Origin of the sequence: Streptomyces sp. WMMC1477 (assembly GCF_027460245.1) — a bacterium.
GTDB lineage: Bacteria > Actinomycetota > Actinomycetes > Streptomycetales > Streptomycetaceae > Streptomyces.
The window spans coordinates 2950001-2964087 of record NZ_JAPZBD010000003.1; the positions used below are offsets into that span (position 1 = coordinate 2950001).

The window sequence follows — 14087 nt, forward strand, 5'->3', positions numbered from 1 at the left end:
TAAGGCGATGTATACGGACTGACGCCTGCCCGGTGCTGGAACGTTAAGGGGACCGGTTAGCTGCGTTTCGGCGTGGCGAAGCTGAGAACTTAAGCGCCAGTAAACGGCGGTGGTAACTATAACCATCCTAAGGTAGCGAAATTCCTTGTCGGGTAAGTTCCGACCTGCACGAATGGCGTAACGACTTCTTGACTGTCTCAACCATAGGCCCGGTGAAATTGCAGTACGAGTAAAGATGCTCGTTTCGCGCAGCAGGACGGAAAGACCCCGGGACCTTTACTATAGCTTGATATTGGTGTTCGGTTCGGCTTGTGTAGGATAGGTGGGAGACTGTGAAGTCATCACGCTAGTGGTGGTGGAGTCGTTGTTGAAATACCACTCTGGTCGTGCTGGATGTCTAACCTGGGTCCGTGATCCGGATCAGGGACAGTGTCTGGTGGGTAGTTTAACTGGGGCGGTTGCCTCCTAAAGAGTAACGGAGGCGCCCAAAGGTTCCCTCAGCCTGGTTGGTCATCAGGTGGTGAGTGTAAGTGCACAAGGGAGCTTGACTGTGAGACTGACGGGTCGAGCAGGGACGAAAGTCGGGACTAGTGATCCGGCGGTGGCTTGTGGAAGCGCCGTCGCTCAACGGATAAAAGGTACCCCGGGGATAACAGGCTGATCTTCCCCAAGAGTCCATATCGACGGGATGGTTTGGCACCTCGATGTCGGCTCGTCGCATCCTGGGGCTGGAGTCGGTCCCAAGGGTTGGGCTGTTCGCCCATTAAAGCGGTACGCGAGCTGGGTTTAGAACGTCGTGAGACAGTTCGGTCCCTATCCGCTGTGCGCGTAGGAGTCTTGAGAAGGGCTGTCCCTAGTACGAGAGGACCGGGACGGACGGACCTCTGGTGTGCCAGTTGTTCTGCCAAGGGCATGGCTGGTTGGCTACGTTCGGAAAGGATAACCGCTGAAAGCATCTAAGCGGGAAGCCTGCTTCGAGATGAGGGCTCCCTCCTCCTTTGAGAGGGTAAGGCTCCCGGTAGACGACCGGGTTGATAGGCCGGATATGGAAGCCCAGTGATGGGTGGAGTTGACCGGTACTAATAGGCCGAGGGCTTGTCCATAGTTGCTTGCGTCCACTGTGTAGGTTCTGAGACAACAACCGTGTGTTGGCCGGTTTGTTTGTTTCATGGTGTTTCGGTGGTTATAGCGTTAGGGGAACGCCCGGTCACATTCCGAACCCGGAAGCTAAGCCTTTCAGCGCCGATGGTACTGCATGCGGGAGCGTGTGGGAGAGTAGGACGCCGCCGAACAAATCGTGAGAGCCCGGGGTTCTGGATTTATCGTCCAGGACCCCGGGCTTTTTTGTGTTCCGGGTCCTGTGCACCCAACAACACGGCGTTGCCGGGATGCTCCACATAATTCGGTGGGTGTCGAAGCGGTCGTGGTCTACCGTCGGCCCATGACACAGACCCTGAACGTGGACCGTCAACGAGACTGGCCCGCGCTGATCGCTGTGAGCATCACCCTGCTCCTCTGGGCCTCCGCTTTCGTCTCCATTCGGAGTGCGGGTTCCTCCTACTCGCCCGCGGCCCTGGCTCTGGGGCGCCTGCTGACGGCGGCCCTGGTGCTGGGGGCGATCTGGCTGATACGTCGGGAGGGCCTCCCGCCTCGCCAGGCGTTGCCCTGGATCGGAATCGCGGGGGTGCTCTGGTTCGGCGTCTACATGGTGGCCTTGAACTGGGGGGAGCAGGAGGTCGATGCGGGGACCGCGGCCATGCTCGTCAACGTCGGGCCGATCCTCATCGCGTTGTTGAGTGGTCGGTTCCTCGGAGAGGGTCTGCCGCGTGCGCTGTTCCTGGGGATCGGGGTGGCCTTCCTCGGGGCCGGCATGGTCGGGTTCTCCATGGCCGACATCGGTGGGGCTTCGGTAGTGGGTGTGCTGCTCTGCCTGCTGGCCGCCGTCACCTATGCCGCGGGAGTGGTCGCGCAGAAGCCGGCTCTGCGGTGCGCGACGCCACTCCAGGTGACCTTCTTCGGGTGCCTGGCCGGTACGCTCGCCTGTCTGCCTTTCGCCGGGGTCCTGACGTCCGAGGTACGGGAGGCGCCGCCGTCGGCCACGCTCAACATGGTCTACCTGGGGGTCTTTCCGACGGCGCTGGCCTTCACCACATGGGCCTATGCACTGGCCCGGACGCCTGCCGGGCGGATGAGTGCCACCACCTACGTCGTGCCGGTGCTGGTGGTGCTCATGTCCTGGCTGGCGCTGGACGAGGTACCGCGGCCGCTCGCGTTGGTCGGTGGCGTGCTGTGCCTGGTGGGTGTGGCCGTCTCCCGCCGGCGGCCCGGGGACGGAGCCCCGCGGTCCGGGGCCGTCGTCGACGAGGGCACCGATCCCGCCCCGGAGACGGCCGCCCGCTGAGTCAGCGAACCAAGCCCGTCCGCGGCAGCTGGCCGAGCACCAACTCCGGCCACCAGGAGCGGGCCTGATCCTGGGAACGGAGGTGGGCGACCGCGTGGATGCCGACCTCCGTAGCCTCGTTGACGAGCGACGGGAGGTCGGCCAGAGGAGCGACGGCGGCCGGGTCGTCGAGGACCAGGGTGATTGGTGGGTCGAGCCGACCGGAGGATGACCGTTCGGCCATGCGCCGGCCGTGCTCGACCACGTTCGAGGTGAGCGCCGTGACGAAGGGCATGACGCCGGCATGACGGCGTGGGGCTTCCACGGCCTCGCCCACGATGTAGAGCGTGCCCACTTCGGGGGCGAAGGATTCCACCGCCCTGGAATCGGCGCGGTTGCCCGCGCAGGCGTCCCGGACGTGGACGTGCCCCAGGGCGTCCAACGCGTGGGCGATCAACGCGACGGCGGCCTCGCGCCGTTCCGGGTGGGCGGCGAGCGTCGCCTCCAGCTCGCCCGCCGAGCCCGGGGCGGCTCCGGTGTCGCGGCGCAGGATGCGGACGGCGTCTGCCGTGGACCCGCCCGTGGCCCACCGGTGCGCGAAACGGAACGGCTTGCCGGAGACAGCGGCGGCGTGGAGACAGCAGCGCAGCAGGGTTTCGGCGGCGTGGTGCACGGCTGCCTCGGCCGTCGCAGGGCTGCGGACCGGTGCGAGGAGAGCTGCGGCGCGGCTCCGGGCGACCGCCGGGTCGGCGCAGCCCCGCTCCGGGGCCCAGCGCAGCCGCACGGGGGCGTCCGTGCGGTGGGCGGGGTCGTACACGTATGTCGGCCCCAACTTGGCGCGGGCTCCGACCGAGACGCGCCACAGATCGGGATCGGCGGTGACGACGACGGCAGGGCCGTCGGCGGCCGCCAGGGCCTCGGCCGGATCGGCCGCGCCCCGCAGCACCAGGCCGTGCGCCGTTCCCGGCGAGGGCCGTGCGGCTCCCGTGAGGCCTACGGTGCTGGGGCTGTGCGAGGTGAGGCTGGAGCGTGGCACAGGCGCGGGCACCGGCTCGCCCGAAGCCGAAGCCGAAGCCGAAGCCGAGGCCGAACGCGGGGCTGAGCCCGGGGCCGGGTCCGGAGGGAAGGCCTTCGCCGCTGACGGGTCCCGCGCCGACTCGTGGGGGCTGTCGGCCCGGAGCGGTGGCCGCGGGTCCGGGACGGCGTGGGGCCGGGCCGCCTCCCGGGCCTCCCACGGCTGTCCCGGTGGCGCCTCCTCGCGGGTGTCCTCCGCGATGCGCCGGGCCACGTCCCTCGCCCGCCGCCGGGCCCTGCGGCGGGCGAGGGACGTGAGCACCGCGACGGTCACCACGAACAGGATCATGACCTCGCCGATCAGCAGGCCCCAGAAGAGGCCGGGCCCGGAGAGCGTGGCGGGGTCGGCGTCCGGCCAGGCCGCCGCGAGGTCCGCGGGGTCGGCCACGAGGGCGCGGACGGCCAGCGGGGTGTGGGTGAAGCCGACGCCGTGCGGCCAGGCGCCGTGGGCGAGCAGCCCGGCCAGCCCGACGGCCGTCCAGGCCAGCACGGTGAGCCCCAGCAGCAGGGCCAGCAGCCCGACCAGCAGGCCGTCCGGAATGCCGCCGCCGGGCCTGCGGCCGGGTTCGGGGATGGTGCCCGGATGTCCGTGCCCCGGCATGTCAGGCCACCGTCCCGTCCGCGTGCGTGAGTCGGTCGAACCGGCTGGCGCGGGACTCGGCCTCCGTCTCCAGCGCGTGGTGCAGCTCGTCCATGGGACCGTGCGGTTCTGCGTCCTCGTGGCCTACGGAGGCCTCGGTCATGGCGCGGTCGGTGAACACGAGCGGCCTCTCCGCCTCCGTCACCAGGTGCTTGACGACCTGGACGTTGCCGTTGACGTCCCACACGGCGATGCCGGGGGTGAGGGTGGGGATGATCTCGACGGCCCAGCGGGGCAGCCCCAGCACCTGACCGGTGGCCCGGGCCTCGTCCGCCTTCTGCGCGTAGATCGTGCGGGTGGAGGCCATCTTGAGGATGGCCGCCGCCTCCTTGGCGGCGGCGCCGTCCACGACGTCCGACAGGTGGTGCACGACGGCGACGAAGGAGAGCCCCAGCCGTCGGCCGAACTTCAGCAGCCGCTGGAACAGCTGGGCGACGAAGGGACTGTTGATGATGTGCCAGGCCTCTTCGACCAGGAAGATGCGCTTCTTGCGGTCCGGCCGGATCCAGGTGTGCTCCAGCCAGACGCCGACGATCGCCATCAGGATGGGCATGGCGATGGAGTTGCGGTCGATGTGGGAGAGGTCGAACACGGTCAGCGGTGAGTCGAGGTCGATGCCGACGGTCGTCGGGCCGTCGAACATGCCGCGGAGGTCGCCGTCCACGAGCCGGTCGAGGACGAGGGCGACGTCCAGGCCCCAGGCGCGGACGTCCTCCAGTGCCACGTTCATCGCCTGCGCCGACTCGGGCTCGGGGTGGCGGAGCTGCTCGACGATGTCGCCGAGGACGGGCTGCCGCGTGGAGACGGTCGCGTTGACGTAGGCGTGCGCGACCTTGAGGGCGAAGCCCGCCCGTTCGTCCAGACCGTGGCCGAGCGCCACCTCGATGATGGTGCGCAGCAGGGCGAGCTGGCCCGTCGTGGTGATGGCCGGGTCGAGCGGGTTGAGCCGGATGCCCTGGTCCAGCGCGGCCGTCGGGTCCAGGCGGATGGGGGTGATGCCGAGCTGCTCGGCGATGAGGTTCCACTCGCCTGCGCCGTCCTCGCCCTGGGCGTCGAGCACGACGACCTGGCGGTCCCGGAAGCGGAGCTGGCGCAGGACGTACGTCTTCTCCAGTGCCGACTTGCCGTTCCCGGACTCGCCCAGCACCAGCCAGTGCGGGGCGGGGAGTTGCTGGCCGTAGAGCTGGAAGGGGTCGTAGATGTACCCCTTCCCGCTGTAGACCTCGCGGCCGATGATGACGCCGGAGTCCCCCAGGCCCGGGGCCGCGGTGGGCAGGTAGACGGCCTGCGCCTGGCCTGTGGACGTGCGGACGGGCAGGCGCGTCGTCTCCGTTCTGCCGAAGAGGAGGCTCGTGAAGGCGTCGGTCACGGTGGAGAGCAGGTCATACGCGGCCATGGGGGCTGCGCCTCCTCGTCACTGATCTGGTGGTCAGCTCTCGATGCGTCCTCACCGGCGGATTCCGGTGGCGAAGGGGAGGGTGTTGACGAAGGCGCGGTGGTGTTCCCGGTCGCACCACTCCAGTTTCAGATAGCTCTTTCCCGCCGCCGCGCGGATCGTCCGTTTGTCGCGGGCGAGGCCCTCGGGCGAGCGGGAGGAGACGGTGATGTAGCCCACGAGGTTGACTCCGGCCGCGCCGCTGGCCAGGTCCTCTCCGCGCTGGTCGACGCGGCCGTGCGCGGCGATGTCGCGGGGGTCCACGGTGCGGTTCATCTTCGCCTGCCGGCTGGCCTCCGCCGAGTCGTTCGTCTTCTCGGTCAGCATGCGCTCGATGGCCAGCTCGGTGGGCTCCAGGTCCATGCACACGGCCACCGTCCGGATGACGTCGGGCGTGTGCACCAGCAGGGGGGCGAGGAAGTTGACGCCCACCGGTGTCATCGGCCATTCCTTCACCCAGGCCGTCGCGTGGCACCAGGGCTCGCGGGTGGCGGACTCTCGCGTCTTCGCCTGGAGGTGGTCGGGCCGCGTCGCGTCCAGCTCGGCCGGCCAGGCGTTGCGCTGGGTCATCGCCTGGATGTGGTCGATGGGGTGGTCCGGATCGTAGGACGCGTGGACGAGGGAAGCCAGCCGGGCCTGGCCGAGCGGCTGCCGCACGCGGATGTCGGCCTCGGCGAGCCGCGCGCAGATGTCGGTCAGCTCGCGCGTCATGACGATGGCCAGGCCCTCGTCGCGGGAGAGCCGGCGGCCGCCGGAGCGGTTGGCCTTGGCGATCGTCGCGGCCTCGGCGGCCAGTTCCCGGCCGTGGTGCATGCAGGCCACCAGATAGGCGCGATGCTGCTCGCTGGAGGTGGAGACCATGGACTGGAGGTGGTCGTAGGAGGCCTGCAGCCACCGCGGGGCGCGCTCGTCTCCGCGCTGGGCGACATCCTTGGCGTGGGCGTCCGGATCGGCCGGAAGGGTGCGGGCGAGCATCTGGAGCCGGGTGACGTAGCCGTCGCCGTTGGCCACGTGCTTGAGGAGCGTCCCGAACCGGTCGACCAAGGCCTCCTGGTCCTCGCTGTCCCGCAGGCCGACGCCGGGTCCCTCGATCTCGATGGCGGCGGTGACGGTGCGTCGGTCGGCGTGCAGCAGGACGGCGATCTCGTCCGGCCCGAAGGGGGAGGAGAGCCACGTCATGCGGCCGATTCCGGGGGGCGCGCCGATCTCCGTCTCCCGGCCGTCGAGCCGGATGCCCGCCTCCGGGGCCTCCGACCGGTACGTCCCGCCGCGCCGCAGCAGCCTGCGGTAGGAGCGGTCGATCTCGATCCACCGGTAGAACGTCCGCCCTCGGTAGGGGACGTAGACAGCGGCCAGCGCGAGCATCGGGAAGCCCGCGAGTAGCACGATCCGCACCGACAGCACCGGTACCAGCAGGCCGCACATCATGCCCAGGAAGGCACCGACGACGATGAGGGCGATCTCGCCCGTCTCGCGGTTCTTGCCGATGACGGCGTTCGGGCGGGAGCGCCCGATGGTGTACGTGCGGCGTGGCGCGACGGTATGGGACGTCGTCACCTGCGGTCACCTCCGGTGCGGTCGTTCGTGGTGCGGGGCGCGGCGGGCGGGTTGGCCCGCTGCTGCGGGGGCGCGGCGGTGCGGGTGCTGTGCGCGGCCATACCGCCGGCGACCGGGTTGGCGGGCTTGGCCCCGCCACCGCCGCCTCCCTGCTGACCGCCGCCCGAGCCGCTGCCACGGGCGCTGTGGGCGCTGATGCCCTGTCGCAGCATGGCGGCCGGGGTGGCGATGGCGGCGACGGCCTTGCGGGAGGCCGGGTCGGCGGAGGCGTTGCGGTGGCGGACGATGTCGTCCCCGAAGCCGGGGACGAAGCGATAGATCATCGCGGAGGCGAAGATGGCCAGCAGGATGATGGCGAGACCGGAGACGATGGCGCCCATCGCGTTCGGGCCGTCGTCCGCGGCGAGCGCCCCGGCCAGCCCGAGCACGATGACGATGACGGGCTTCACGAGGATGACGGCGATCATGATTCCGGCCCAGCGCCGCACGTGGGCCCACATGTTCTTGTCGACGAGGCCCGAGTACACGACGACGCCGAGCAGCGCGCCGACGTACAGGAGGGCGGCCCGGATCACCAGCTCCAGCCACAGCACGCCCGCCGCGAGGACGGAGACGAGCGAGACGACGATCAGCATGATCGGCCCGCCGCCGATGTCCTCACCGGAGCGGAGGGCCTCGGAGAACGTGCCGAAGAACTTGTCCGTCTGCGAGCCGGTTCCGGTGGCGATGACATCGGTGACGGCATCGCTGGCGGAGACGAGTGTGTAGAGGACGAGCGGGGTGAAGGCGGAGGCCAGCACGACGAGCCAGAGGAAGCCGACGGCCTCGGACAGCGCGGTGGTGAGCGGGACGCCGCGGATGGCGCGCTTGGTGACGGCCAGGAGCCACAGGATGAGCGTCAGGATCGTGGACGCGGCGAAGACGACGGCGTACTGGCGCAGGAAGGCGGCGTTCGTGAAGTCCACGTCGGCGGTGGCCTCGACGGCCTCGGACAGCTTGCCGACGATCCAGGCGGCGGCCTCGGCGCAGCCGTTGGCCAGGGAGGACAGCGGGTCGAGGCTCTCCAGCGCTTCCGGGGTGCGGCTTCCTCCGCCCCCGTCCCCGCCGCCCTCGCACAGCTCCCGCGCGGTTCCGCGGACGAGATCACAGGGGTTGTTGCTCTCGTCCGGATCGGGGCTCTCATCCGGGCTCGGGCTCGCTCCCGGGTCGTCAGGAGGTTCCGTGGGGTCGGCCGCGGCCGGCCCCGAGGCCAGGAACGCTGCTCCCTGAGCTCCCCCGATCAGCGCGAGGAGCGCTGGCCAGCGGCCCCTGAGCGTGGCGGAGCGAACGGCCGGCTGGTTACCGCGCATAGGTGAAACCTCCGAAGCGCTTCTGGGCCTCAGCCATCTCCTCTGCGGAGGAGGCGCGCTGGTCGCGGCCCACCGGGGTCGGTCCGTCCTGTTGCTCGAGTTCGACGACCTTCCAGTCGCCGTCGGCCCATCGCAGCTCGAAGGTGTTGGTGTACCAGGCTTCCGTGACCGGGTTCCGCGAGTCCTCGCCGCTGATGCCGAACAGCGTCACGTACCAGACAGCTACGGTTGCGGTCCCGCCACTGCCGTCGTACGCCACGATGTCCGAGCCGATGGGGTTCGCTCGCGACACGAACGTGCTCCCCTCAGGGGCCGATCCGTCTTCGTTCAGCCCGATGCGTCGAAGGAAGTCGGGATCGCTGTACACGTCGTCGAGGGAAGCCAACTGCTCGGCGGAGAGGTCGGGGGCGAAGACCGCATCGACGATGGACGTGCGCGTCCTGGTGTCGTACATGCCGTCCCCGGTGAGCGCCACCACGTAGTTGGCGGCGGCGCTCTGGGCGCCCTGTTCGGTGCGGGGGAAGCCGGAGGGGACGCCGGGGCCGCGGGGTTCGACGGGGGCGACGCCCGAGGGGGCCGTGGGGTTGGCCTGGGCGCCGCCCTCCGCGTCGTCCTCGCTCTCGCCTCCGCCGCGGGTCGCGAAAGCGATCGCGGCGATCAGGATGACCACGACGCCGACCACGGTGACGAGGCTGCGCCCGGGACGGACGCCGGGTGATCGGCCCGGCTCCCGGCTCTCTCCTTCGGGCAGGCGCACACGGGTGCCCGTGCGACGGGTGTCCGCGTACTCCCGTTCGCCTCCGTAGCCGTCGCCGCCGATGCTCATGGAACGCCTGCCCCTCGACCCGTCGCCGTCAATCGTCAACCGCCTTCCGCCTATTGTCCCCTTCTTCGACGGTAGCGGGGCAGAGTTGTCCACGGGCGGAGTGTGACGATGTGACCGCGATCCGCGCCACGCGGGACGGCGCACGTCAGGCTGTCCACGCCTGTGGACGAAACCGAGGGGGCCTCAGCCCGCGCCGTGGACGAAGTGGTCGAACTCGTCGTTCCGGACCCCCAGGACGAAGGCCCTCCACTTGGCCTTCGTCGTCGTGACGACGTGCTCGGGGTCGTCGGTTTGGCGGAGGTGGACGCGACCGCCCTCGCCGACCGCGACCTCGATGCACTCCTCGTCGGGGTCGTCGGACGAGCGGATCCAGTCGAGCTTGTCCCAGTCGGTCATGCGTCTCAGCCTAGAGGCGGCACGCCGGCGGCGGGGCCGGACGGCCCGGAAGGTGCGGGCCGCCCGGAAGGTGCGGGCGGTGCCTACCGTTTGCGGACCACCGTCACGCCGTCGCGCAGGGGCAGCATGGCGCAGGTGACGCGGGTGTCGGCGGCGATGGTGTCGTTGACGGCGCGGATGGCCTTCACCGTCTCGCCCTGTTCGGCCTCGTCGACGACGCGGCCCTCCTGGAGGACGTTGTCCAGCACGATGACGCCGCCGGGCCGCAGGCGGGTGACCAACTCCTCGTAGTAGGCCGGGTAGCCGGACTTGTCGGCGTCGATGAAGGCGAAGTCGACGGTCTCCTCCCGCGGCAGCGCGCGCAGCGTCTCCACGGCGGGGCCGAGCCGGAGCTCGATGCGGTCGTCCAGGCCGGCGCGCCGCCAGTAGCGGCGGGCGATGGACGTCCACTCCTCGCTGAGGTCGCAGGCGATGAGCCGGCCGCCCTCGGCGAGCCCCCGGGCGATGCAGATGGACGAGTAGCCGGTGAAGGTACCCACTTCGACGGCCACCCGCGCCTCGGTGAGCTGGGTCAGCAGCGTCAGGAACGCCCCCTCGTCCTGGCTGATCCGCATCTGTGCCAGATCGGGGACGGCGCGCTCGGTCTCCTCGGCGAGGTCGCGCAGGACGTCGTCGGCGGCGGGGCGGGAGTGGTCGATGAGGTAGGGGTCGAGACGGGGATGGACGATGTGCACGGATGCTCCGGGGGTCGGCGCGACGGAGGGGTGGCGGGGCTTCTGTGACGCTCTTCCCGGGGGCCGGGGCTCCCGGTTCCCAGCAGGTTACGTCGCGGAGCGTGCCGGGGAAGCAGACGCGTCGACCCGGCCGGTGCCGGTTGCTCTCACCGGGTTCTGCTCGCTCGGTGCCGGCAGGGCGTCCGTTCGGCGGAACTCGCGGGCCGGCGCCGAACCGGCTGAGTGGGCGTGGATCCGGGTGCGTGGGGCGGAAGCGAGTGTGTGGGGCGAAACGGGTGAGAGAGGTGGAAGCGGGTGTGTGGGGAGGTAGGGGCGGTTGGTGGTGGGGGAGGCCCTGTGGGTGGTGATGCCGTACACGGGTTCCGGCGTGTGGACGACTTGTGCGGGTAGAGGGGTGAGCCTGTGATCACTGTGAGGCGCCGTCAGGGTGTGGTCCTGTACACCTGGCCCCGCGCGGGTGGCCTGCCTACCGTTCCGAGGTGCCGTTCGGATGTCGGTGCGCATGACACGTCAGTGACCACGCGCTGGAGGGACTTGATGAACAGCAGCACCTCGGCCATACCGCGCGAGCCGGTCGCGGTGGGGGAGTCCCACGAGGCCGTTCTGGACGAGCTCACCTCGGCCCTGTTCACCTCGCTCCCCCGCAGTGACCAGCGCCGTCGGGGGGTCCAGTACGTCCAGGGCCTGCTGCGCGCGCGGGGCCGCAAGTCGATCCGCAACATCGCGACCCTGACCGGCGGTGCCGCCACGGAGCAGGGCCTGCACCATTTCGTCTGCAGCTCCACCTGGGACTGGACGCCGGTGCGTCAGGAACTGTGCCGCTACCTGGACCGGCACGACGCGCCGTTCGCCTGGGTGGTGCGCCTCGTGCTGATTCCCAAGGCGGGCACCCACAGTGTGGGGGTGGGCAGACACTTCGTGCCGGCGCTCGGTCAGGTGCTCAACGCCCAGCAGGCCGTGAGCGTGTGGGCGGTGACGCCGAGGCTCACCGCTCCGGTCAACTGGCGGCTGCACCTGTCCGGTCCTGCGGCGGACGGGGCGGAAGCGGACGTCCGGGAGTCCGCCACCTCGGAGCACGGTGCCGGGACGCTGGGCGACAGCGTCGCTGAAACGTTCCTGGAAGTGGTCACGGGCTGGCGCCGACCGGTGCGCCCGGTGGCCTTGGACGCCCGTGAACTGGCCGTGCCCCGGCTGCTGGGCCGGTTACGTGCGGCAGGCGTCCCGGTGGTGTTACGGATACGCCGCACGCTTCCGCTGACGCCGTCGGACGCCGGGCAGCGGGGGAGTGCGCTGCCGGCCCACCGCGTCCTCCGCGCGTTCGGGCGGCCGCACCACCTGCGGCCGAGTGCACAGGAGACCGGACGGGACGCCCGCACCCTGGTCGCCGGGGTCCGGGTGAGCCTGCCCCCCGGGTCCTCCGTCCCGCAGCAGGGGGCCGAGGAGTTCGTTCTCGTCGGAGCTGGGCCGAAGGGACGGCACTGGCCCACCGAGGTGTGGCTGAGCGACCTGGTGCACCACCGGCCCGCGGCTCTGCTCCGGCTCGGCCGGTCGGTCGTGCGGGTGGAGAGGGACTTCGCCGACATCGCCGACCGGGTCGGTGTCCGGGACTTCGCCGGCCGCTCCTACAGCGGCTGGCACCGTCATGTGACGCTCGCCTCGGCCGCTCACACGGTGGCGGCCCTCACCCGACGCGCGCCCGCGCTCCTACCCGGGCCATCCGGGGTGCTCGCCCCCTTCACCGACGCGTCCCTCGACCAGGGAGTACCGGATCCCGTGCAGACGGAGCGCGAGCTGGATCTTCAGCGCTTGGTCGGGGTGCTGCCATTCGGGGCCGAGCAGGCTTGCGATCCGCGCCAGCCTGCGGCAGACCGTGTTCGGGTGGACGAAGAGCTGCCGGGCGGCGTAGGTCGGGCTGCTGCCGGAACGGAAGTAGGCGTCCAGCGTCTTGGTCAGTTCGGTGAACCGCTGCCGGTCGTGGTCGAGGACGGGACCTATCGCCGAGCGGACGAAGGCGGCGACGTCGCGGCCCTCGGAGAGCAGCACCCCGAAGAAGCCGAGGTCGCGGGCGGAGGCGACGCAGCCGGTGGCGCCGAGGGCGGACATCGCGTCGAGGCACTGGCGGGTTTCCGCGAACGCGGCCGGCACGGCTGCCTGATCGGTCACCGGACCTGCCTCGGCGATGGTCAGGGGGTCGTCCAGCAGCGGTGCCAGCTCGTCCATGACGGCTCGGGCCGCCCGGCGGGGGTCGGCGCCCGGCAGGACCAGGACCAGGAGATCGCGGTGCTCGCCGGCCAGCCCGCCGGCCCGGCGGGCGTGGAGGGATGCCCAGGCGGCCGCCCTGCCCAGGTCCCCGGGGCTCGGCAGGACGCTCAGGACGACGTGCGGCCGTCCGGGACCCAGGCCGAACGACGCGCTCTGCCCGACGAGCCGCGCGGCCCCGGAGAGGAGGTGGTCGAGCCGGCCGTCACGGCTCTGGGGCGGGGCTGCGCGCCGCCCGGCCTCACTGGTGAGCAGCAGGACGGCCAACGCCTCGGCGAGGATGGCCAGCACCCGGAGGTCGGTGTCGGTGTCGGTGTCGGCAACGTCCCGGCGCAGCAGGACCGTGCCGAGACCGGTGCCCCTGGCGCTGATCGGGGCCGCCCACGTGCCCTCGCCGAACGCGACCGGCCGGCCCGCCGCGTGGGCGGCCACCGCGGCGGGCCCGTCGTCCGCGTCGCCGCCCCAGGCGGCACCGTCGGTCGTGTCGAGCACCGTGCCGTCCGCGGCGAGGATGCGCAGCGCTCCGCCCGTCCGGGCGGCGACGGCCTCGGCCAGCGCGGAGGGCGGCGCGCCGTCGAGCGCCCGGCCGATCAGGTGGTGGTGCAGGGCGCGCAGTTCGCGCGCGGTCCGCAGCCGCCGCTCGGACTCCGCACACCGGGTGTCGAGAGCGGACAGTTCGGAGTGCGCCCGCTCCGCCGCCATGACCTTCCCCACCGCGGCGCCGACGAGTTCGCCGAGCCGACCCGCCAGAGAGGTCTCCTCGTGGGTGAAGTGACGAGGGCTTCGATCGGCGAGCAGCAGGGCGCCGGCCGGTCCGCCGCGGCCGAGCGGGGCCACCAGCACCGCGCGCACGTCCTCGGCCGCGACCGCGGCGTCGAGCGGCGAGCGGTGCCGCAGGCGGTCGTCGCGCGGGTAGTCCGGGGTCCAGAAGGGGACCGTGCCGGATGCCGGGTCGTCGCCGGTGCCGTCGAGGTCGGGCAGGGCCAGGCCGACGGTGTGCGGCGTGACGTGGCCGTCCGCCGCGCGCACGGTCACCGGGCCCCCGTCCGCGTCCTGCAGGCAGACGCAGGCCAGGTCGGTCCCGAGCAGGAGGCGGGCCCGCCGGGTGACGACGTCCATGAGGGAGTTCAGGGTGACGGGCGCGGCGAGCTCCAGGGCGATGCTGAGGAGGCCGGTGAGCCCGGCCTCCCGCTGACGTCGCAGGTCGCACCGCTCGGTGACGGCCCGGGCGAGCCGGGTGGCCTCCTCGACGACCGCCAGCGTCCGCGCGTCGGGGTTGCCGTGGCGGGCGCGGGCGGCGACCTTCTCCAGCCGTCCGAGCGGAGCACCTTCGGCGAGCAGTTCCAGGATGGTGAGGGCGCTGGGCTCCATCCCGGTGATCTCCCCCCTCCCGGCTCTCCCGTCCTCCCTCTGAGAACCGTCGGATGCGCGGGGCCA

The 14087-nt window shown here is 71.2% G+C and carries 9 protein-coding genes, 2 rRNA genes and 1 pseudogene (1 of these 12 cut by a window edge); 4 read left to right on the forward strand and 8 right to left on the reverse strand.

Annotated features, from left to right (window positions below; all coding sequences use genetic code 11):
* From O7609_RS13590 to O7609_RS13600, 3 genes are all read left to right on the forward strand, one after another.
* Window positions 1-1103: ribosomal RNA gene (locus tag O7609_RS13590) — 23S ribosomal RNA — on the forward strand (it extends 2024 nt beyond the left edge of the window).
* A gap of 72 nt (window positions 1104-1175) precedes the next feature.
* Window positions 1176-1292 (forward strand): 5S ribosomal RNA (gene rrf / locus O7609_RS13595).
* Window positions 1293-1441: 149 nt separating this feature from the next.
* Window positions 1442-2401 carry a DMT family transporter gene (locus tag O7609_RS13600; protein ID WP_269736676.1) on the forward strand — a complete coding sequence of 320 codons (960 nt, stop codon included), beginning with the start codon at window positions 1442-1444 and terminating at the stop codon, window positions 2399-2401.
* A 1-nt stretch (window position 2402) separates the two neighbouring features.
* On the opposite strand, the gene O7609_RS13605 is transcribed toward O7609_RS13600, so the two are convergent.
* From O7609_RS13605 to O7609_RS13635, 7 genes are all read right to left on the reverse strand, one after another.
* On the reverse strand, window positions 2403-4055 hold the full coding sequence (locus tag O7609_RS13605; RefSeq protein ID WP_269736675.1) for a type VI secretion protein: 1653 nt from the start codon (window positions 4053-4055) through the stop codon (window positions 2403-2405).
* 1 nt (window position 4056) lies between these two features.
* Window positions 4057-5490, reverse strand: a complete 1434-nt coding sequence (locus O7609_RS13610; RefSeq protein ID WP_269736674.1) for an ATP-binding protein — start codon at window positions 5488-5490, stop codon at window positions 4057-4059.
* A 51-nt stretch (window positions 5491-5541) separates the two neighbouring features.
* A complete protein-coding gene (locus O7609_RS13615) occupies window positions 5542-7086 on the reverse strand; it encodes an SCO6880 family protein (RefSeq protein WP_269736673.1) in 1545 nt (514 codons plus the stop codon).
* Complete coding sequence (locus tag O7609_RS13620) at window positions 7083-8435, reverse strand: hypothetical protein (protein ID WP_269736672.1); 1353 nt, start codon at window positions 8433-8435, stop codon at window positions 7083-7085. The genes O7609_RS13615 and O7609_RS13620 overlap by 4 nt, the downstream gene beginning before the upstream one ends.
* Window positions 8425-9261, reverse strand: coding sequence for a hypothetical protein (locus O7609_RS13625; protein ID WP_269736671.1), 837 nt, complete (start codon window positions 9259-9261; stop codon window positions 8425-8427). The genes O7609_RS13620 and O7609_RS13625 overlap by 11 nt, the downstream gene beginning before the upstream one ends.
* A 183-nt stretch (window positions 9262-9444) precedes the next feature.
* Complete coding sequence (locus O7609_RS13630) at window positions 9445-9657, reverse strand: DUF397 domain-containing protein (RefSeq protein ID WP_269736670.1); 213 nt, start codon at window positions 9655-9657, stop codon at window positions 9445-9447.
* Between the two features lie 83 nt (window positions 9658-9740).
* Window positions 9741-10391, reverse strand: coding sequence for an O-methyltransferase (locus O7609_RS13635; RefSeq protein ID WP_269736669.1), 651 nt, complete (start codon window positions 10389-10391; stop codon window positions 9741-9743).
* A 537-nt stretch (window positions 10392-10928) separates the two neighbouring features.
* Here O7609_RS13635 and O7609_RS24750 point away from each other — a divergent pair.
* A pseudogene (locus O7609_RS24750) lies at window positions 10929-12083 on the forward strand (IS701 family transposase); the annotation flags it as partial.
* A 12-nt stretch (window positions 12084-12095) separates the two neighbouring features.
* On the opposite strand, the gene O7609_RS13640 reads toward O7609_RS24750, so the two are convergent.
* On the reverse strand, window positions 12096-14021 hold the full coding sequence (locus O7609_RS13640) for a helix-turn-helix domain-containing protein (protein ID WP_269736668.1): 1926 nt from the start codon (window positions 14019-14021) through the stop codon (window positions 12096-12098).
* Window positions 14022-14087: the final 66 nt, after the last annotated feature.